Here is a 19,717-nt window from a genome sequence, read left to right as displayed (position 1 = left end):
CGTGGTAGCTCAATGGTGGAGCATTCGGCTGTTAACCGAAGGGCTGGAGGTTCGAATCCTCTCCACGGAGCCATTTTATTTTTTGATATGTATGATTTAAAAAATAAAAGGATATAACTATTTAGTTATATCCTTTTTATTATATAATAGCTTATTCCATGACTATTGCGCCAACACTCCCATCTTTATATAAATAAATTATAGTGTTTGTTCAGCTGAATAATTAATAAAAATTAGTTAACTGTAAACGGAATTTTAAGGTTTTAACAGAATATATTTTAGTAAGCATAAAAGTAATGGGAGGAATTGTTTATGATAACGTATTCAACTGAAAATATAAGAAACTTGGGAATTGTGGGCCATAGTGGGTGCGGAAAAACAATTTTGACAGAATCAATATTATATTGTACAAAAAATGCAGATAGGTTTGGAAGAATTGAGGATGGAAATACGGTAAGTGATTATGAATTAGAAGAAAAGAAAAGAAGAATATCTATATCAGCTTCCATAGTACCATTACAATGGAAAGATATTAAGATAAACTTAATCGATATGCCTGGATATTTTGATTTTGTTGGAGAGGTTTGTCAGGGATTAAGAGCATCAGATATAGCGATGATTGTTATATCTGGCGTTTCAGGTATACAAGTAGGTACGGAAAAGGCTTGGGAGTTTGCTACTAGGAATAACTTGCCGAATGCTTTTTATATAAATAAACTAGATAGAGAAAATTCTAATTTTGATGAAGTCTTACTAAAGTTAAAAGAAAAATTTGGTTCATCTGTAGTTCCTATTCAGTATCCAATAGGAAGTGAAGAAAATTTTATAGGGGTTATAAATGTTATTTCAAAGAAAGCAAGAATATTTGATTCCAAGACTCATAGTATGCAAGAATGTAAGATTCCTGAAAATCTTATAGAAAAAGTTGACAAATGTAAGAAAATGATAATAGAGGCTGTTGCTGAAACAGATGAGACTTTACTAGATAAATATTTTAATAATGGGACTCTAAATGATGAGGAAATATATAATGGATTAGTAAATGGCTGTTCATCAGGAGAAATAACACCAGTTATGTGTGGTTCTGCATTAAAAGGAATTGGAATTGAAACATTGTTAGAGGATATAGCTGAATGCTTTCCATCTCCTAAGAATATTAAACCAATTAGAGCAAAAAATTTAAATAATAATGAGCATATATATATAAGGGTAAATGAACAAGCACCATTTTCTTCTTTCATATTTAAAACAATAGTTGATCCGTTTGTTGGTAAACTGTCTTTGTTTAAGGTTATAACAGGAAAGATTAAAGCAGAAGCTATAGTTTACAATCCTAATAAAAACAAGAATGAAAAAATAGGAACAATGTATTTTCTAAAAGGAAAACAGCAAATACCTACTAATGAAATTATTGCTGGAGATATAGGGGCTGTTTCTAAATTACAATATACTTTTACAGGAGATACGTTATGTGATCCGGCATTAATGATCCAATATGATAGTATAAAGTTTCCTGATCCATTAATGCCTATGGCCATATTACCTAAATCAAAAAATGATGAAGATAAAATATCTAATGGACTAAATAAATTACTAGAAGAAGATCCAACCTTTAAGATTTTAAGAGACTTAGAAAATGCTGAAACTGTTATTTATGGAGTGGGAGAAACTCACTTGGAAGTTATAGCATGTAAGTTAAAGAATAAATTTGGAGCAGAGGTAACTCTAAAGACTCCTCAAATACCATATAGAGAAACAATTAAAAAGGTTTCAGATGTTCAAGGTAAGCATAAAAAACAATCAGGTGGACATGGACAATATGGAGATGTAAAGATTAAGTTTGAGCCTAGAAAGGATGGACAAGATGATTTAATGTTTGTAGATGAAGTGGTTGGAGGAGTTGTTCCAAGGCAATACATTCCGGCAGTTGAAAAAGGATTAAAAGAGTGTATTAACCATGGAGTTTTAGCTGGATATCCTGTTATAAGGTTAAAGGCTACATTGCATGATGGATCATACCATCCAGTAGATTCATCAGAAATGGCTTTCAAAATAGCAACATCCATAGCATATAAGAAAGGACTAGTGGATTCAGAACCTGTATTATTAGAACCAATTATGCATGTTGAGATAACCGTACCTGAATATTATATGGGTGATATTATTGCAGATATAAATAAAAAGAGAGGTAGAGTTATAGGTATGGAGGCGTTTGAAGGAAAACAGAAAATCACTGCTGAGGTTCCACAGGTTGAAATGCTTAAATATGCTACTGATATAAGATCTATAACTCAAGCAAGGGGAAGCTTTTTAATGAGATTTGAGAGATATGAAGAAGTTCCTTCTACAGAGATTAATAAGGTAATAAATGATGCTAAAAATTTGAAAGACAGTTAAGATATTTTAAAGCCATAATAACAGTTGCTATTATGGCTTTTACAGTTATAATTTATTAGTATAATTTATCAGTTCATTAGGTAAAATAAATACATTAAAATTTTATGAAGGAGAGTTTTTATGTCACAATACCAGATGAATATAAATGGTAGAATTGAGTTAGCTGACTATAGTAGTATTTATGATTATATGTCTATAGTTAACAAAGACGATAACTTAACAATTACTATAGATAATAATGGGTTAGATAATATTAATATTATAAAGAGAATTTTAGAAGATAACAGATTTACTATAGACCTTGGGGAACAAAATAATAATGGCAGATATTATATTAAAGCATTTAAGGTTAAATAATTGTTTATTCCTACAAACTTTTTTTATATTTTTATGAATTTTATAGATTTTTATATATTAAATAATATACAGTATTTACTACATGCTATTTATGCTATAATTTTAAAGTAGTAGAAGTTTTTTATATCAAGGGGGAAGGAAAATGACAAAGAAATATGTAATCGGTATCGATTTAGGTGGTACTAAAATAAATGGTGTTGTCACGGATTTAAATGGAGTTGTATTGAGCCAATATACTATTTCAACTAATGCTGATCAAGGAGAGGAAGTAGTATTAGATAGAATAATACAGGTTATTGATAACGTCATTGAAACTTCAGGTAAAAGTATTAGTGAAATTAAATCTATAGGAATAGGTTCACCAGGACCATTAGATGCGAAGCATGGAGTTATAATAACTACTCCAAATTTACCATTTAAAAATTTTGAGTTAGTAAAACCTATACAAGATAAGTACGGATTGCCTACACATTTAGATAATGATGCAAATGTTGCTGCCATAGGAGAATTTATGTTTGGGGCTGGCAAAGGAACTGAAAATATGGTTTACATAACTGTAAGTACTGGAATTGGTGGAGGAGCTATAATAAATGGAAAGATATACAGAGGAAACACTTCAAATGCACTAGAGATAGGTCATAATACTATACTGCCTGATGGACCAAGATGTAATTGCGGTAATTATGGATGTGCTGAAGCACTAAGTTCAGGAACGGCTATAGGAAGGGAAGCTACAAAAGCTGTAGAGTCAGGAGCAGACACTACCTTAAAAAACTATGACAAGGTTACTTCTTATGAGGTATTTAAAGAAGCAGAGAAAGGTGACAAGGTATCAAAAGAAATATTAAATAAAAGTTTAGACTTTCTTGGTATATGTGTAGCAAATATAATAGTAACCTTTGATCCTGAGATGGTAGTTATAGGAGGAGGAGTTTCTAAGGGTGGACAAATAGTATTTGACAAAGTACAAGAAGTAGTTAATGAAAGATGCTTTAAAGCAATGACAGAAACTTGCAGAATATTACCAGCAAAACTAAGTACTGATGCTGGTGTCATAGGGGCTGCAGCTTTAGCTATAATGGAAAGTTAACAATGAGAATAAATAAAGTAAAACTTCAATCAGATGGTTTTTTGTCTCACTTGATTCTTAGCTGAACGAATCTAGAAGATAAGATGCGCTAAGCTATGGGATAAAATTGAGGGTAATAATATTTTACTCTCAATTTTATCAAATTTCATAGGATTTATGAGTTAGAGAAAGAAATAGTTAGATATATTTAAAATATTCTTATAAAATAATAAAATTAAGACAATATAAGTCTTGAATATACTTATAGATAATATTAATATATAGTTAAGGTCAAAGAAAGTCAAAGTCAAGAAGGTGTTGTTATGGCAAGATTATCCGATGTTATAGAAGATTTTATTAAGAAAATGTTACAAAATAGTAAAGAAAGTCAATTGCAAATTGTTAGAAATGAATTGGCAGATCATTTTAGTTGTGCCCCTTCTCAAATAAACTATGTATTGACCACAAGATTCACTATTGACAAAGGTTATTATATAGAAAGCAAAAGAGGTGGCGGTGGATATATAATAATAAGACGAATAGAGTACAAGAAGAATGGATCTTTAATGGAGTTGATAAACGAAAAAATAGGAGAAAGTATAACTTATAACATGGGAGTTCAAATAATAGATAGACTACTAGAGCTAGGTGTAATAACTGAAAGAGAGGCTAATATTTCAAAGATTGCTACGAATGATAGAACTTTAAGTGCATGCTTGTCAGATAGGAATAAAGTAAGAGCAGACATATTAAAATCAATTGTAATGATGGCTTTAAAAAATTCATAAATTATTGTACAAAATAAAAGTTGTAGTATAATATTGATTATATGTAATAAAATTACATTATATATGATTGTATTATGAATATAATTATACTTAGGAGTGATAAAATGTTATGTGAAGTGTGTAAAAAAAATGAAGCAAATGTTCATATAACTAAAATTGTAAATGGAACTAAATATGATTTTAATATGTGTGAAAAATGCGCAAAGGAAAAAGGTGAGTTTAGTATAAACGATGAATTAAATTTTGCATCACCATTTACCTTTCAAAATATGTTAAGTGGAATAATGGATTACATGGGAACTAATGGTGAAACTCAAAAAATTCATGAAATCTTCTGTGATAAATGTGGAAGTACTTATAGTGAATTTAAGAAAACAGGACTTGTAGGATGTAGTAAGTGCTATGAAACATTTATACAAACATTAACACCTATAATTAAGAGAGTTCAAGGTAATCTAGAGCATACAGGGAAAATACCTAATAAAGCAGGCAAAGAAATAATTGAAAGAAAAAAATTATTAAAATTAAAGGAAGACCTCCAAAAGGCTATAGCTGCAGAGGAATATGAAAAAGCTGCAGAAATCAGGGATAGGATTAAACAACTTCAGAAAGATTAATGGGAGGAGGTTTAATTATGGAAAATTGGATAAAGTCAAACGGTAAAAATGAAGATTTAGTATTGAGTAGTAGAATTAGACTTGCAAGAAACTTGAATGATACTCCATTTCCACATAAACTGAGTGTAGAAGGCGGTAAAGAGGTAGTTAATCTTATTGAGGATGCTTTTTATACATCTTCACATACTTCAGATGAGTTTAAAACTAATTACTTGTGGAAAAAAGATTCTATTGAAAATGAAATTTTTTTAGAAAGGCATTTAATAAGTAGAACTCTTCTAGAACACTATAATAAAGCAGCCTTCATATTAGATAAAAATGAGACCACTGGCATAATGATTAATGAAGAGGATCATGTAAGAATTCAGTGTATAACATCTGGGTTTAATTTAGAAGAAGTATATGATGTTAGTAATAAAATTGATAACTTACTTGAGGAAAAGCTAACATATGCTTTTGATGAACGATTGGGATATCTAACTTCTTGTCCAACTAATATTGGTTCTGGTATTAGAGCATCTATTATGATTCATCTACCAGCTCTTTCATTAAATAACAAAATGACTGGAATTTTAAATGCTGTAAGTCAATTGGGTATGACTATTAGAGGTTTATATGGAGAAGGATCTAAAGCTGAAGGGAATATATATCAAATATCTAACCAAGTAACACTAGGCCTTAGTGAAGAAGAAATAGTCAATAACTTAAAGGCAGTTGTTAGCCAAATTATTAATCAAGAAAATATTACAAGAGAAACCTTTTTCACTAATTATAAATATGAACTAGAGGATAAAATATATAGGGGATTAGGTATATTAAAATCTTCTGTATTATTAGATATAGAAGAATGTCTAAAACTTTTATCAGATGTAAGATTAGGAGTGGAAATGGGAATAATTAAAGATGTAGATAAAGTAACACTAAATAATCTTTTAGTTGATACTCAGGGAGCCACAATACAAGGTATGTATAATAAAAAGTTGTCTGATAAAGAGATAAAATTTTATAGAGCTAAATTAGTTAGAGATAGATTAACAAAACATTAATATAAAAAAGGATGGTGAATATACATGATGTTTGGAAGATTTACTGAAAGAGCTCAAAAGGTTCTATTCTATGCTCAGGAAGAAGCTCAAGCGCTTCAACATGGCTATGTTGGTACAGAGCACATATTGTTAGGGGTATTAAAGGAAGAGGGCATAGCAAAGCGATTATTGAATGATATGGGAGTTACTGCAGAAGCAGTAAGAAATCTAGTAGAAGAGTATGAAGGTAAAGGAGATATTGATTTATATAAAAATGAAATTCCTCTTACACCTAGGACAAAAAGATTGCTAGAGTTAAGTTTATTTGAAGCAAGAAACTTAAGCCATAATTATATAAGTCCAGAGCATATACTTTTAGCCCTTATAAGAGAAGCAGAAGGAGTAGCATTTACTATATTAAATAACTTAGGAGCAGATTTTGATAAATTAAGAAAACAATTGGTTGATACCTTTTCAGGAGAACAATCTACAAATAATTCTGATGCAGGTAAGGCGAATGGTGAACCAACACCTACCTTAGATCAATTTGGAAGAGACTTAACCGAAATGGCTAGGGAAAGCAAGCTTGATCCAGTAATAGGCAGAGATAGAGAAACTCAAAGAGTTCTAGAAATACTATGCAGAAGAACAAAGAATAATCCTTGCTTAATTGGAGACCCAGGTGTAGGTAAAACTGCTATAGCTGAGGGGCTAGCACAAAAAATAGTATCAGGTAACATTCCAGAGATATTAAAGAATAAAAGAGTTGTTACTCTAGATTTATCATCAATGGTAGCAGGGTCTAAATATAGAGGAGAATTTGAGGAAAGACTTAAGAAGGTCATGGAAGAACTTAAAAAATCAGGGAATGTAATATTATTTATAGATGAAATTCATACAATAATAGGAGCTGGAGCGGCAGAAGGAGCTATAGATGCTTCAAATATACTAAAACCAGCTTTAGCTAGAGGGGAAATTCAATGTATAGGTGCTACTACAACTGATGAATACAGAAAGCACATCGAAAAGGATGCTGCCCTAGAGAGAAGATTCCAACCTATAAATGTAGGTGAACCTACTAAAGAGGAAGCTGTACTTATACTTAAAGGTTTAAGAGATAAATATGAAGCTCACCATAGAGTAAAAATTACTGATGATGCTATAGATGCTGCAGTAAATTTGGCAGATAGGTATATAACTGATAGATTTTTACCAGATAAGGCAATAGACTTAGTTGATGAAGCTGCAGCTAAGGTTAGAATTGAAAATTTAGTAGCTCCACCGGATCTTAAAAATCTTGAAAGTGAACTAGAGAAGGTAACTAAAGAAAAAGAAGATTCAATAAGAGTACAGGATTTTGAAAAGGCAGCAAGATTAAGAGATAGAGAAAAAGAACTAAAAGATAAATTAGAAGGATTAAAGAGTAACTGGAACACGCAAAAAGAGGTTTCATCATTAATAGTATCAGAACCACAAATTGCAGGAGTAGTGTCAAAATGGACTAATATTCCACTAGAAAAGTTAACGGAAAAGGAATCTGAAAGATTATTAAAACTAGAAGAAATTCTTCATAATAGGGTTGTTGGTCAAGAAGAAGCAGTGAAGTCTATTGCACGAGCTGTAAGAAGAGCTAGAGTAGGATTAAAAGATCCAAAAAGACCAATAGGTTCATTTATATTCTTAGGACCTACAGGTGTAGGTAAAACAGAACTATCAAAAGCGTTAGCTGAAGCAATGTTTGGTGACGAAAATAATATGATAAGAATTGACATGTCTGAGTATATGGAGAAACATACAGTGTCAAGGCTTGTAGGATCACCTCCAGGATATGTAGGATTTGATGAAGGCGGTCAGCTTACAGAGAAGGTTAGAAGAAACCCATATTCAGTTGTTTTATTTGATGAAATAGAAAAAGCTCATCCAGATGTATTTAATATTCTTCTACAAATCTTAGAAGATGGTAGACTTACAGATAGTAAAGGTAAAACCGTAAACTTTAAAAATACTATAATAATAATGACATCTAATGTAGGTGCATCAACTATTAAAAAACAAAAATCATTAGGTTTTACTCTTGATAATCAAGATGAAAAACGTGGTGAGTATGATAAGATGAAAGAAAATGTAATGGAAGAACTTAAGCGTTCTTTTAGACCAGAATTTTTAAATAGAATAGACGATATAATAGTATTCCATTCTCTTCAAGAGGATGACTTAAAGGAAATTGTGAGATTAATGCTTGATAGCGTTTCAGAAAGATTAAAGGAACAGGATATTGAAATAAGCTTTACTGATGAAGCAGAGAAATTCCTTGCAGAAAAAGGATTTGACCTAGCTTATGGAGCTAGACCACTTAGAAGAGCTATTACAAAAACCGTTGAGGATAAGTTATCTGAAGAAATGCTAAAAGGATTAGTTAAAAAGGGTGATAAAGTTAAAGTAAGCATAGAAGAAAATGAGCTTATCTTTAATAAAATAGGTTAATATATTTGAGAAAACAATGTATAAACCTTCAAGGTTTATACATTGTTTTTTTATTACCTATAAATTTTTAATTATTATTGACAAAATACCGGAATAATAATGTATAATTATATTTTGAACAGAAGGAGGTGGTTTTTATGGCAAAGAACAAAACCACTTTTATATGTCAGGAGTGTGGCTATGAATCTGTTAAGTGGTTGGGGAAGTGCCCTAATTGTGATTCGTGGAACAGCTTGATTGAAGAAGTTAAATCAATAAATGTTAATACCAGTTCTACTATAAATTCTAATAGTGAGCCTAGAAGTATAGTTAACATTAAATCTGATGAGTACAAAAGATTTGATACGGGTATACAAGAGTTAAACAGAGTTTTAGGTGGTGGAATAGTAAAAGGGTCGCTTACTTTAATATCAGGGGCTCCAGGTATAGGTAAATCAACATTACTCCTGCAAACGGCTAACAACATTGCGCTAAACCATGGTAAAGTTTTGTATGTATCTGGTGAAGAGTCTGAAGAGCAAATAAAGATGAGAGGCGATAGGTTAGAGACTGTTTCTGAAAATCTTTATATAGTGTCCGAAACAAATGTAGAAAAAATTATTGAACACATAGACAATACAAAACCTGTATTTGTTATTATTGATTCTATACAAACATTATTTAAACAAACTATTACATCAGCTCCAGGCAGTGTATCTCAAGTTCGCGAAAGTGCTAATGATATCATGCATATAGGTAAAACTAAAAATATTCCTTTTTTTATTGTTGCACATGTTACTAAGCAAGGTGAATTAGCAGGACCTAGGGTATTAGAGCATATGGTAGATACCGTTTTATCCTTTGAAGGAGAAAGAACTGAAGAATTCAGGATACTTAGAACAATGAAAAATCGTTTTGGGACTACTAGCGAAATAGGAGTTTTCGAGATGAGAGAAATTGGTTTAGAAGAAGTATCTGACCCATCTGCAGTATTCTTAGAAGAAACAAGTTTTCAAAAAGAGGGTTCTGTAGTTGTAGGAATAATGGAGGGGACCAGGCCAATTTTAGTCGAAATACAGGCACTGGTTAGTGAAACAAAAGCTGTAATGCCAAGAAGAACTGCTGTAGGAATAGATAATGCCAGATTAAACTTGATCATAGCAGTTTTGGAAAAGAAGTTAAAAATACCTTTCTATAATTGTGATGTATATGTAAATGTAGTTGGTGGGCTTAAATTTGATGGAACATTTGGTGACTTAGGGCTAGCATTAGCGTTGCTTTCAAGTGTTAGATCTAAAGAGACAGCTCTAGAAAAACTGCTGGTAGTTGGAGAAATTGGGCTTACAGGTGAAGTAAGACCGGTATCTTTTTGTGATAGACTTGTTAACGAAGCGCATAAAATGGGATTTAAAAATGTAATAATACCATTTAGAAATATGGGGAAAATAAGAAATGGTGGAATAAATATTATTGGAGTATCTTCACTAAAAGAAACAGTGAATAAAGTTTTTTAGTATAGGGTGGTTAAGTTGAGATTGGAAAAAGATAAAGAACTTATGGGAATACTTAAATTGCTAGCACCTGGTACACAGCTAAGAGAAGGATTAGAAAACATATTGAGAGCTAAGACAGGAGGTCTTGTGGTACTTGGTGACAATGAACAAATTTTAAAATTAGTTGATGGGGGTTTTGCTATTAACGCAGAGTATAGTCCTTCATATGTTTATGAACTTGCAAAGATGGATGGAGCTTTGGTGCTTAGTAGTGATTTAAAAAAAATCATGTATGCTAATGCTCAGCTTATCCCAGAATCAAACATACCAACGTTTGAGACAGGAACAAGGCATAGGACTGCTGATAGAGTAGCAAAGCAAACGGGAGCTATTGTTGTAGCTATTTCACAAAGAAGAAATATAATAACTGTTTATAAAGGCAATATAAAATATGTGTTAAGAGACAGTAGTGTAATACTAGGAAGAGCTAATCAAGCACTTCAAACCTTAGAGAAATATGTAGCTGTTTTAGATAGAGTGGTCAGTAACCTTAATATTCTTGAATTTCAGGATTTAGTAACTTTATTTGATGTTGTTACAGCTATTCAACGAACTGAAATGGTCATGAAAATTGTATCAGAAATTGAAAGATATATATGTGAACTTGGGAATGAGGGAAGACTTATATCTATGCAGCTCAACGAACTTATAAAGAGTATTGAGCAGGATGGGATATTTCTAATAAGAGATTACTGTCAAAGCGGCATGGATTTTAATGAAATATATAAGCATATTCAAACTATGACCTCTGAAGAAATACTAAATTTAGATTATATTTCGAAGGCTATTGGGTACGTAGGAGTGCCGTTAGTAGATACGTTGATATCCCCACGAGGACACAGGATGCTAAATAAGATTCCTAGAATACCAACTAACGTAATTGAGAATTTAATAAAAAATTTCAGAGAATTAAAAGGGGTTATGGAAGCATCTTATGAACAATTAGATAAGGTTGAGGGAATAGGTGAGGTTAGAGCCAGAGCTATAAAAAATGGATTAAGAAGATTAAGAGAGCAAATAATGATTGATAACAACTTTAGCACAAAATAATGTATTATATTATTTTGTGCTAGTTTTTTATCTAAATGAATATTTGCCTAAAGTATTAATTTTATCGTACTCTTTTAAAAGTATATCATACAAATTTAAATCTAAAATATTGCAGAGAGAAGTTAAGTAAAAAAGATTATTACCTATTTCGTGTTCTATTATTCCTCTACAGTTATCGCATAGATTTCCATGAATATGGGTTTTTAAGCAATCCTTTAAAGAATCTATATTAATATCTTCATCATCTAGCTGTTGTTTTTTAGCACTAACTTCTACACATCCGCAGCTAGTAATTGCTTTTGCAACAGCTCTATTTATTCTGCCATTAGATTCTTGCAATTTAGTGATTATATCTAAAATACTTTTATGTCTAATCAGAGATTCATCTACAGCATTTTGAAAATCGTCAAAAATAATATCTTTCATGGGTCTCAACTCCTTATAAAGATTTAAGTTAACGCTTACAGGTTAATTATAATTTTTTTCAGATAATTTTGTCAATAAAGCATAGTACGAATTTCAATCTCTATTTATATAATAAATCAAGAATAACAAAATGAATAGGGGGATTGTTATGAGAAATAATGGACAAAAAGTTTTTGTTCCAAACTATGGTGCTGGTATTATGACTAATGTAGAACATGATAATAGATATAATGCAAATAAGAAATATATAAGTGTTTCTTTTTTGCTTAACGATATAAATATATATATTCCAGAGGATAAGTTAGGTGATTATAGAATTAGGAAGATTGCTACTAAAAAAGATATGAATGATGCTCTAAAAATAGTTAACAACGTTCATAATGAAATTGAAAAAAAGTGGAGTAAGAGATATAGACAAAATAATGATAAAATAAATAGTGGAAATTTATTTGAATTATGTGAGGTAATAAGAGATCTATATTATTTAGAGTCTAGAGGGGGATTACCGCCTGGAGAGAGAAAAATACTATATAGAGCAGAAAGTATGCTTGCTAGTGAAATGGCTTTAGTGTTTAATATAACTATAGAAGAATCCTTTAGTAAAATAAGAAATTTAAGTAAATAATTTATTAATTAATTTAAGTCTTATTGAAAAATAGTATATTCTAATATATATTAGATATTAATAGGACTTAAAAATGAAAAAAATGTTAATAATCTGAAAAGGAGGTGAGCGTATTGCTTAAAAAATTATTAAGAGGAATTTTCACAGTAATAGGCTTAATATTAGGTTATATAATAGGGGATCAAATAATACGCACTAACTATTTTATAAAACTAAGTTATTTTGGGAATGGTCCTATAAAATCATTATTATTTTTGATTTTATCAACTATATTTTTCGGAATCATATTATTTTTAATATCTCCTTGGATTAATACTATTATAATTAAAGTTATGGACTATATTGAAAGAAGCATGCAAAAATTGCCAGCTACTGAAATTCTTTTTGGGGTAATAGGAGTAATTGTTGGTCTTGCTATAGCTGCACTATTTGTGAATATTATAGCTAGTATACCAGTAATTGGTGCTGTTTTAGCTGTATTTATAGCAGTAGTAATGGCTGCGCTGGGTGGAAATATAGCTATAAGAAAAAGAGAAGAATTAATGACTTTATTTTCAAACATTGGTATGAAGAAATCTGCCTCTGGCAAAGATAAAAAAAATAAGCCAGATTACAAAGGATATCCTAAGGTACTTGATACTTCTGTTATAATAGATGGAAGAATATTAGATATATGTCAAACCGGTTTTATAGAGGGTACACTTGTTATACCAAACTTTGTGTTAGAGGAATTGAGACATATTGCAGATTCTTCAGATGGATTAAAAAGAAACAGAGGCAGAAGAGGTCTTGATATATTAAATAAAATTCAAAAAGAATTAGATGTAGACGTACAAATATATGAGAAGGACTTTCCAGATATAGCTGAAGTGGACAGCAAGCTATTGAAGTTAGCTCAAGCTATTAATGGAAAGGTTATAACTAATGATTATAATCTTAATAAAGTTGCTGAGTTTCAAGGAGTACCGGTTTTAAATATAAATGAACTTGCTAATGCAGTGAAACCGGTAGTTTTACCTGGAGAGGAAATGAGAATACAAATAGTTAAGGATGGAAAAGAATCAGGACAGGGAGTAGCATACTTAGATGATGGTACTATGATAGTAGTAGAGGGTGGAAGAAGATCTATTGGAGAAACAAAAGATGTAGTTGTTACATCTGTTCTTCAAACCGCAGCAGGAAGAATGATTTTTGCAAGACAGAAAGAGGAATTTTAGTATGGGTAAAAATTATGCAGTTATAGTTGCAGCAGGAAAAGGGAAAAGAATGAGAGCTAATATTAATAAACAATTTATTAATATAAAAAATAAGCCTATGTTATACTATACTCTAAGTGTCTTTTCAAATAATAGCCTTATAGATGGAATTATCTTGGTATGTTCAGAAAATGAAGTTGATTTTTGTAGAGTACACATAGTGGAAAAGTATAATATTGGAAAGGTGTTAAGTATAGTTTCGGGAGGTAAGGAAAGGCAAGAATCTGTATATAATGGATTAAAAGCAATAAAAGAGTGTGATATTGTTTTGATACATGATGGGGCTAGGCCTTTTGTCACTGATGCTCTCATTGAAGATGGTATAAAATATGCTAAAATCTATGGAGCATGTGCATGTGGTGTTACTCCAAAAGATACAATAAAAGTGAAAAATGAACAAGGGTTTTCCTGTACTACTCCAGATAGAAATACGCTCTTTTCAGTGCAAACTCCTCAATGCTTCCAGTATGACTTAATATTTAACTGTCATAAGAAATTATCTAGCCAAGGGATTAACGTGACAGATGACACTACTGTTGTTGAATATTACGGAAACAAGGTTTACTTATACCAAGGAAGCTATGAAAATATAAAAGTAACTACACCTGAAGACCTTAATATAGCGGAAATTATAGTTGAGAATAAAAGATAGATATAATTAAATCTCTTATTGAAAAAACAATAAGAGATTTAATTATAAACAAAATAATTGCAAGAAAATTCAGAATCGATATATATAATATATAATAAGTATTCTAGATGCTTATGTATAAAAGGCTTTAATAGAGTTAAGAGTTAAGAATATTATGTAGAAGTGTAAAGTTAGCCAAAACTCACTATAAAAATATCAATAAGGGTTAAATAAGTCAACATAATGTGTTAAAATGTTTAAGTAAATCAGCATAAAACTTTAGTAATGATTACTTATTTTATTATTTATGGCAAGAATTTATATAGGTACTAATGTAAATATCCAACTAGGAGGTAAAATATAGAATGAAAATTTTCAACACAATGACAAGGAAAAAAGAAGAGTTTATTCCTCTTATAGAGGGAGAAGTAAAAATGTATGTTTGTGGACCAACTGTATATAACTTTTTTCACATTGGCAATGCAAGAACCTTTGTAGTATTTGATACTGTAAGGAGATATTTTGAATATAGAGGATATACTGTTAAGTTTGTACAAAATTTTACAGACATCGATGATAAGATGATAAAAAAAGCTAGTGAAGAAAATATCACAGTTAAAGAACTAGGTGATAGATTCATTAATGAATATTATAAAGATGCAGATGCTTTAAATATTGAAAGAGCTACTGTAAATCCAAGAGCAACTGAATATATTGGGGAAATAGTTGAATTTGTAAAGGATTTAATTGATAAGGGATATGCATATGAAATAAATGGTGATGTATACTTCAATACAAAAAAATTTATAGAGTATGGAAAACTCTCAGGACAGAATATTGAAGACTTACAAGCTGGGGCAAGAATAGATATTGATGAAAGAAAAAAAGACCCTATGGATTTTGCAGTATGGAAAAGTCAAAAGCAAGGGGAACCAGCATGGAAAAGCCCGTGGGGAATGGGAAGACCAGGATGGCATATTGAATGTTCATGTATGGCACATAAACTGCTAGGTGAAACTATAGATATTCATGCAGGAGGTTCGGATTTAACTTTTCCACATCATGAAAATGAAATAGCTCAAAGTGAAGGAAGAACAGGGAAATCTTTTGCTAAATACTGGATGCATTCGGCATTTGTAAATGTTAATAATCAAAAAATGTCTAAATCCCTTAATAATTTCTTTACAGCAAGAGAAATATTAGATAAATATGAGCCAGATGTAATAAGATTGTTTATGCTTTCAGGACATTATAGAACGCAGATAAACTTTAGTCTTGAATTATTAGATTCTACAAAAGCGGCATTAGATAGATTATATAATTCAATTACTAATTTAGAAAGCTTGCTAAATGAAGTTAGTGTAGAAAACTTTACAGATAAAGAAAAAATCTATGTTAAGAACCTAGATGTTTATAAAGAAAAATATATTGAGAAAATGGATGATGATTTTAATACGGCAGATGCTATATCCGTAATATTTGATTTAGTAAGAGATCTTAACACAAATGTAGATGCTAACTCTTCGAGAGAGTTAGTTAACTATTCATTAGAATTAATAAGAGGGTTGGGCAATCCTTTAGGAATACTTCAAAAGTCTAAAAAAGGTAACTTAGAAGAAGAAATAGAAAAGCTTATTGAACAGAGACAACAGGCTAGGAAGAATAAGGACTGGGCTTTATCAGATAAAATAAGAGATCAACTAAAAGACCAAGGAATAATTCTTGAAGATACTCCTCAAGGCGTAAGATGGAAAAAGATATAATTTAATAATATGATAGATTTGGAATGGAGAATATAAATGGATTTTGATATGCTTAAAGGGCGATTTACCAAGGAGGAAGTAAGACAAATAAATCCATTAGTGCTTGCCTTTATAGGAGATGCGATCTATGAAATTTTTATAAGAACATATCTAGTTGATAGGAATAGAGATATGTCTGTACACAAGTTGCATATGGAAGCTATAAAATATGTAAAGGCACATGCTCAAAGTGAGTTTATAAAGAGTATAGAGGATGAGTTAACTGAAGAGGAGAAGCAGTTCTTTAAAAGAGGGAGAAACTCCAAATCAGGCACAGTTCCTAGAAACGCAGATGTGCAAGAATACAGGCATGCTACAGGATTTGAAACACTAATAGGGTTTCTCTATATTACTGAGCAAAACCAAAGATTAAATTATTTATTAAATACTATTGTTAATCTAAGGAAGGATGGGAAAGCTTAGATGTCTATTAAAGTTAAATTAATGGGGTATACACCTAATCCAGAAGGTGTTATCGCTGCCGCAGCAAAACTTTGTTACAGTGCTGTAGGAATAAATGCAATACAGGAAAACCTAGATGATAAAAAAGCTGTTAAGTTTTTAGATATGCTTATGTCATATGGTCATGAATCACCAATTGAACATGTTTCTTTTACATTTGCCATAGAAGGGGTTTCAAGAAGTCTAACACATCAACTAGTAAGGCATAGGATAGCTTCTTATTCACAACAAAGTCAAAGATATGTGAAGCTGGATCAATTTGAATACATAATTCCACCACAAATTGAAAAAGTTGATGAAGCTAAAAAAATATTTATTGCGTCTATGGAAGGTAATCAAAAAGCTTATAATCAATTAGTTGACATTTTAAAAGATGAGCATATGAATAGCGGGATGGATAGATTAGCAGCAGAGAAAAGGGCCATAGAAGATGCTAGATATGTTTTTCCTAATGCATGTGAAACTAAGATAATGGTAACAATGAATGCTAGAAGCTTAATAAACTTTTTTAAACATAGATGTTGTAATAGAGCTCAATGGGAGATAAAAAGTTTAGCAGATGAAATGTTAAAACAGGTTAGAGCAGTTGCACCAGTATTATTTAAACATGTGGGACCTTCATGTGTAAATGGAATTTGTCCAGAAGGAAAAATGACCTGTGGAAAAGTTGACGAAATGAGAAAAAAATATTCTACTAAGGAGTAAATATCTATAGTTAGAGAGGTAATAATGTGAGGGAAAATAAAAAAAATTTAAATAACAAGTATACTAGATTAAAAGAAAAAGATACTAGATTAAAAGAAAAAAGCACTAGAAAATTAATACAAAATCCAGAAGAGGTTCCTGTTAGGGAAGATATTATTGAGGGAAGAAATGCAGTTATAGAGGCACTTCGTTCAGATAGAACAATAGAACAAATATTTGTTGCAAGCGGAGATGTTTCTGGATCTATAAATGTCATACTAGCTCTTGCCAGAGATAAGAATGTAATTATAAAACAAGTTGACAGGAAAAAGTTAGATCAAATATCTGAAACAGGTTCTCATCAAGGTGTGGTTGCACAGATTACTCCATATAAGTACTATGAGGTAGATGACATAATAAAGTATGCAGCGGAGAAAGGAGAAAATCCATTTATAATAATACTTGATGAAATTGAGGATCCTCATAATTTTGGCTCTATAATTAGAACTGCAGAGATATGTGGGGCACATGGAATAATTATACCTAAGAGAAGAAATGTAGGCGTAACACCTACTGTATATAAATCATCAGTTGGAGCAGTAGAACATATGAGAATTGCTAAAGTTACAAATATTAATGGTGCAATAGATAGACTAAAAGAAGAAAATATATGGGTATATGGAGCAGATATGTCTGGTGAGAGTTATTGTTTTGATGTAAACTTTACTGGTGCTATAGGTTTAGTAATCGGTAGTGAAGGAAGAGGAATCTCTAAGCTAACAAAAGAAAAGTGTGATGTGCTTGTAAAGATACCTATGGTTGGTAAAATATCTTCTTTAAACGCATCCGTTGCCGGTGGTATACTGATGTATGAAATTTTAAAACAAAAAATTAAATGTGGTAAAAAGTGAAAAATATCTTTGTAGATGGGTATAATGTTATAAATAACTGGCCTGGGTTAAAATGCATAAAGGAATATAGTTTAGAGTCTGCAAGAGAACAACTAATAGAAATATTAAGTAATTATGCAGCATATAGAGGCTATAAAATATTTATAGTCTTCGATGCACATATGGTAAGCGGGAGTATAGAAAAAAAAGAAAAAGTTAACAACAACATCATTACTGTATTTACTAAAGAGGGGGAAACAGCAGACAACTTTATTGAGAAAATGGTAAATAAGGTAGGAAGAAAATTTGATGTGTGTGTTGTAACCTCTGATGCTTTAGAACAGCAAATTGTGTTTCAACGAGGCGCAACAAGAATGTCTTCTATTGAATTTTATCATGAAATACAGAGTATTGAATCAAAAATAAAGGTAAGATTAGAAAAAAAATACTCTGAAAAAAAGAACACATTAGAGGATGTAGTTGATAAGGATATATTGGAAAAGCTTGAAAAAATTCGGAGAAGCAAGTAAAAGCTATTGACTGTAAAATTAATTGTAATGTATAATCAATTTGTGGTATATACTTGTTTTGGAGGGGATACCTTGGAGAAGAGGGGTTATATTATTAAGAAAGTTTCCTCCTTTGAAAAAAAACTAGATGAGGAAGTTGTCATTGAGGCTAAAAAGGGGGATACTAGAGCACAGGAATACTTGATTAATAAGTATGAAAATTTTGTTAAAGCCAAAGCTAAATCTTATTTTTTAATAGGTGCAGATAAGGAAGATATATATCAAGAAGGGATGATAGGTTTATATAAAGCTATTAGAGATTTTAAACCTGATAAACTGTCTTCTTTTAAAGCTTTTGCCGAATTATGTGTAACAAGGCAGATAATAACAGCTATAAAAACTGCAACACGTCAGAAGCATATTCCTCTAAATACATATGTTTCTTTAAATAAACCTATATATGATGAGGAATCAGATAGAACCTTGTTAGATGTATTGTCTGAGGCAAAAGTTGCTGACCCTGAAGAGTTAATTATTAGCAGAGAAGAGTTAAATCATATACAAACTGAAATAGGGGAAGTGTTATCTAGTTTAGAAATGGAAGTTCTTATGTCATATTTAGATGGTAAATCTTATCAAGAAATTGCTTGTGATTTAGATAGACATGCTAAATCTATAGATAATGCTTTACAAAGAGTAAAGAGAAAACTGGAAAAATGTTTAAATGATAAATAAAATACATATTGACAAAAAAAAATACTTGTATTAAAATTGATAATCGGTATATAACTTTTAACATATAGTTAGTTAATTGCCAGCGGGAGTAGTTCAGCGGCAGAACATCAGCTTCCCAAGCTGGGTGTCGCGGGTTCAATTCCCGTCTCCCGCTCCAGAAATAAAATTGCCCATGTAGCTCAGTCGGCAGAGCGTCACCTTGGTAAGGTGGAGGTCACCGGTTCAATCCCGGTCATGGGCTCCAATGGTATATTAATGTTTACAACACACCAGGGTAAGTTTACTTAACCAAAAAGTTAACTTTAGAGGAGGAATAAAAAATGTCAAAAGAAAAATTTGAGAGAAATAAGCCACACGTAAACATAGGAACAATAGGAC

The 19,717-nt window shown here is 31.1% G+C and carries 19 protein-coding genes and 2 tRNA genes; 20 read left to right on the top strand and 1 reads right to left on the bottom strand.

Annotated elements, in window-relative coordinates; genetic code table 11:
• Positions 1 to 312: 312 nt before the first annotated feature.
• The 9 genes from fusA (at position 313) to disA (ending at position 11,319) form a co-directional block, all read left to right on the top strand.
• Positions 313 to 2,397 (top strand): elongation factor G, encoded by a 2,085-nt coding sequence (gene fusA / locus HGI79_RS20090; RefSeq protein WP_185652456.1) that lies wholly within the window; start codon positions 313 to 315, stop codon positions 2,395 to 2,397.
• A gap of 120 nt (positions 2,398 to 2,517) precedes the next feature.
• Entirely contained in the window at positions 2,518 to 2,754 is a 237-nt protein-coding gene (locus tag HGI79_RS20085) for a hypothetical protein (RefSeq protein WP_185652455.1), read from the top strand.
• A 142-nt stretch (positions 2,755 to 2,896) separates the two neighbouring features.
• The gene (locus tag HGI79_RS20080) at positions 2,897 to 3,844 is read left to right on the top strand and encodes an ROK family protein (protein WP_185652454.1); all 948 of its coding nucleotides are present in this window, start codon (positions 2,897 to 2,899) and stop codon (positions 3,842 to 3,844) included.
• 302 nt (positions 3,845 to 4,146) lie between these two features.
• Positions 4,147 to 4,611, top strand: coding sequence for a CtsR family transcriptional regulator (locus HGI79_RS20075; protein ID WP_185652453.1), 465 nt, complete (start codon positions 4,147 to 4,149; stop codon positions 4,609 to 4,611).
• Positions 4,612 to 4,715: 104 nt separating this feature from the next.
• Complete coding sequence (locus HGI79_RS20070; RefSeq protein WP_185652452.1) at positions 4,716 to 5,228, top strand: UvrB/UvrC motif-containing protein; 513 nt, start codon at positions 4,716 to 4,718, stop codon at positions 5,226 to 5,228.
• 17 nt (positions 5,229 to 5,245) lie between these two features.
• Positions 5,246 to 6,274, top strand: coding sequence for a protein arginine kinase (locus HGI79_RS20065; RefSeq protein WP_185652451.1), 1,029 nt, complete (start codon positions 5,246 to 5,248; stop codon positions 6,272 to 6,274).
• Positions 6,275 to 6,298: 24 nt separating this feature from the next.
• Positions 6,299 to 8,737, top strand: a complete 2,439-nt coding sequence (locus tag HGI79_RS20060) for an ATP-dependent Clp protease ATP-binding subunit (RefSeq protein ID WP_185652450.1) — start codon at positions 6,299 to 6,301, stop codon at positions 8,735 to 8,737.
• Positions 8,738 to 8,874: 137 nt separating this feature from the next.
• On the top strand, positions 8,875 to 10,230 hold the full coding sequence (gene radA / locus HGI79_RS20055) for a DNA repair protein RadA (RefSeq protein ID WP_185652449.1): 1,356 nt from the start codon (positions 8,875 to 8,877) through the stop codon (positions 10,228 to 10,230).
• 15 nt (positions 10,231 to 10,245) lie between these two features.
• Entirely contained in the window at positions 10,246 to 11,319 is a 1,074-nt protein-coding gene (disA, locus tag HGI79_RS20050) for a DNA integrity scanning diadenylate cyclase DisA (protein WP_185652448.1), read from the top strand.
• Between the two features lie 27 nt (positions 11,320 to 11,346).
• On the opposite strand, the gene HGI79_RS20045 is transcribed toward disA, so the two are convergent.
• Complete coding sequence (locus tag HGI79_RS20045) at positions 11,347 to 11,745, bottom strand: DUF1573 domain-containing protein (RefSeq protein WP_185652447.1); 399 nt, start codon at positions 11,743 to 11,745, stop codon at positions 11,347 to 11,349.
• A gap of 148 nt (positions 11,746 to 11,893) precedes the next feature.
• Here HGI79_RS20045 and HGI79_RS20040 point away from each other — a divergent pair, with 148 nt between their 5' ends.
• The 11 genes from HGI79_RS20040 (at position 11,894) to HGI79_RS19990 (ending at position 19,583) form a co-directional block, all read left to right on the top strand.
• Complete coding sequence (locus HGI79_RS20040) at positions 11,894 to 12,370, top strand: CarD family transcriptional regulator (RefSeq protein WP_185652446.1); 477 nt, start codon at positions 11,894 to 11,896, stop codon at positions 12,368 to 12,370.
• 113 nt (positions 12,371 to 12,483) lie between these two features.
• Positions 12,484 to 13,587 carry a PIN/TRAM domain-containing protein gene (locus HGI79_RS20035; RefSeq protein WP_185652445.1) on the top strand — a complete coding sequence of 368 codons (1,104 nt, stop codon included), beginning with the start codon at positions 12,484 to 12,486 and terminating at the stop codon, positions 13,585 to 13,587.
• A 1-nt stretch (position 13,588) separates the two neighbouring features.
• Complete coding sequence (ispD, locus tag HGI79_RS20030) at positions 13,589 to 14,278, top strand: 2-C-methyl-D-erythritol 4-phosphate cytidylyltransferase (RefSeq protein WP_185652444.1); 690 nt, start codon at positions 13,589 to 13,591, stop codon at positions 14,276 to 14,278.
• A 344-nt stretch (positions 14,279 to 14,622) separates the two neighbouring features.
• Positions 14,623 to 16,020: a cysteine--tRNA ligase gene (gene cysS / locus HGI79_RS20025; protein ID WP_185652443.1), complete on the top strand. Its 1,398-nt coding sequence runs from the start codon at positions 14,623 to 14,625 to the stop codon at positions 16,018 to 16,020.
• Between the two features lie 36 nt (positions 16,021 to 16,056).
• A complete protein-coding gene (locus HGI79_RS20020; RefSeq protein WP_185652442.1) occupies positions 16,057 to 16,482 on the top strand; it encodes a Mini-ribonuclease 3 in 426 nt (141 codons plus the stop codon).
• Entirely contained in the window at positions 16,483 to 17,226 is a 744-nt protein-coding gene (thyX, locus tag HGI79_RS20015) for an FAD-dependent thymidylate synthase (RefSeq protein ID WP_185652441.1), read from the top strand.
• Between the two features lie 26 nt (positions 17,227 to 17,252).
• Positions 17,253 to 18,116: a 23S rRNA (guanosine(2251)-2'-O)-methyltransferase RlmB gene (gene rlmB / locus HGI79_RS20010; RefSeq protein ID WP_185652440.1), complete on the top strand. Its 864-nt coding sequence runs from the start codon at positions 17,253 to 17,255 to the stop codon at positions 18,114 to 18,116.
• Positions 18,113 to 18,625 (top strand): NYN domain-containing protein, encoded by a 513-nt coding sequence (locus HGI79_RS20005; RefSeq protein WP_185652439.1) that lies wholly within the window; start codon positions 18,113 to 18,115, stop codon positions 18,623 to 18,625. The genes rlmB and HGI79_RS20005 overlap by 4 nt, the downstream gene beginning before the upstream one ends.
• 72 nt (positions 18,626 to 18,697) lie before the next feature.
• The gene (gene sigH, locus HGI79_RS20000; protein ID WP_185652438.1) at positions 18,698 to 19,339 is read left to right on the top strand and encodes an RNA polymerase sporulation sigma factor SigH; all 642 of its coding nucleotides are present in this window, start codon (positions 18,698 to 18,700) and stop codon (positions 19,337 to 19,339) included.
• 82 nt (positions 19,340 to 19,421) lie between these two features.
• Positions 19,422 to 19,496, top strand: a tRNA-Gly gene (locus HGI79_RS19995).
• An 11-nt stretch (positions 19,497 to 19,507) separates the two neighbouring features.
• Positions 19,508 to 19,583, top strand: a tRNA-Thr gene (locus HGI79_RS19990).
• Positions 19,584 to 19,717 lie beyond the last annotated feature (134 nt).

This window comes from Clostridium sp. DJ247, assembly GCF_014231265.1.
This window is presented reverse-complemented; position numbering and strand designations above follow the sequence as displayed.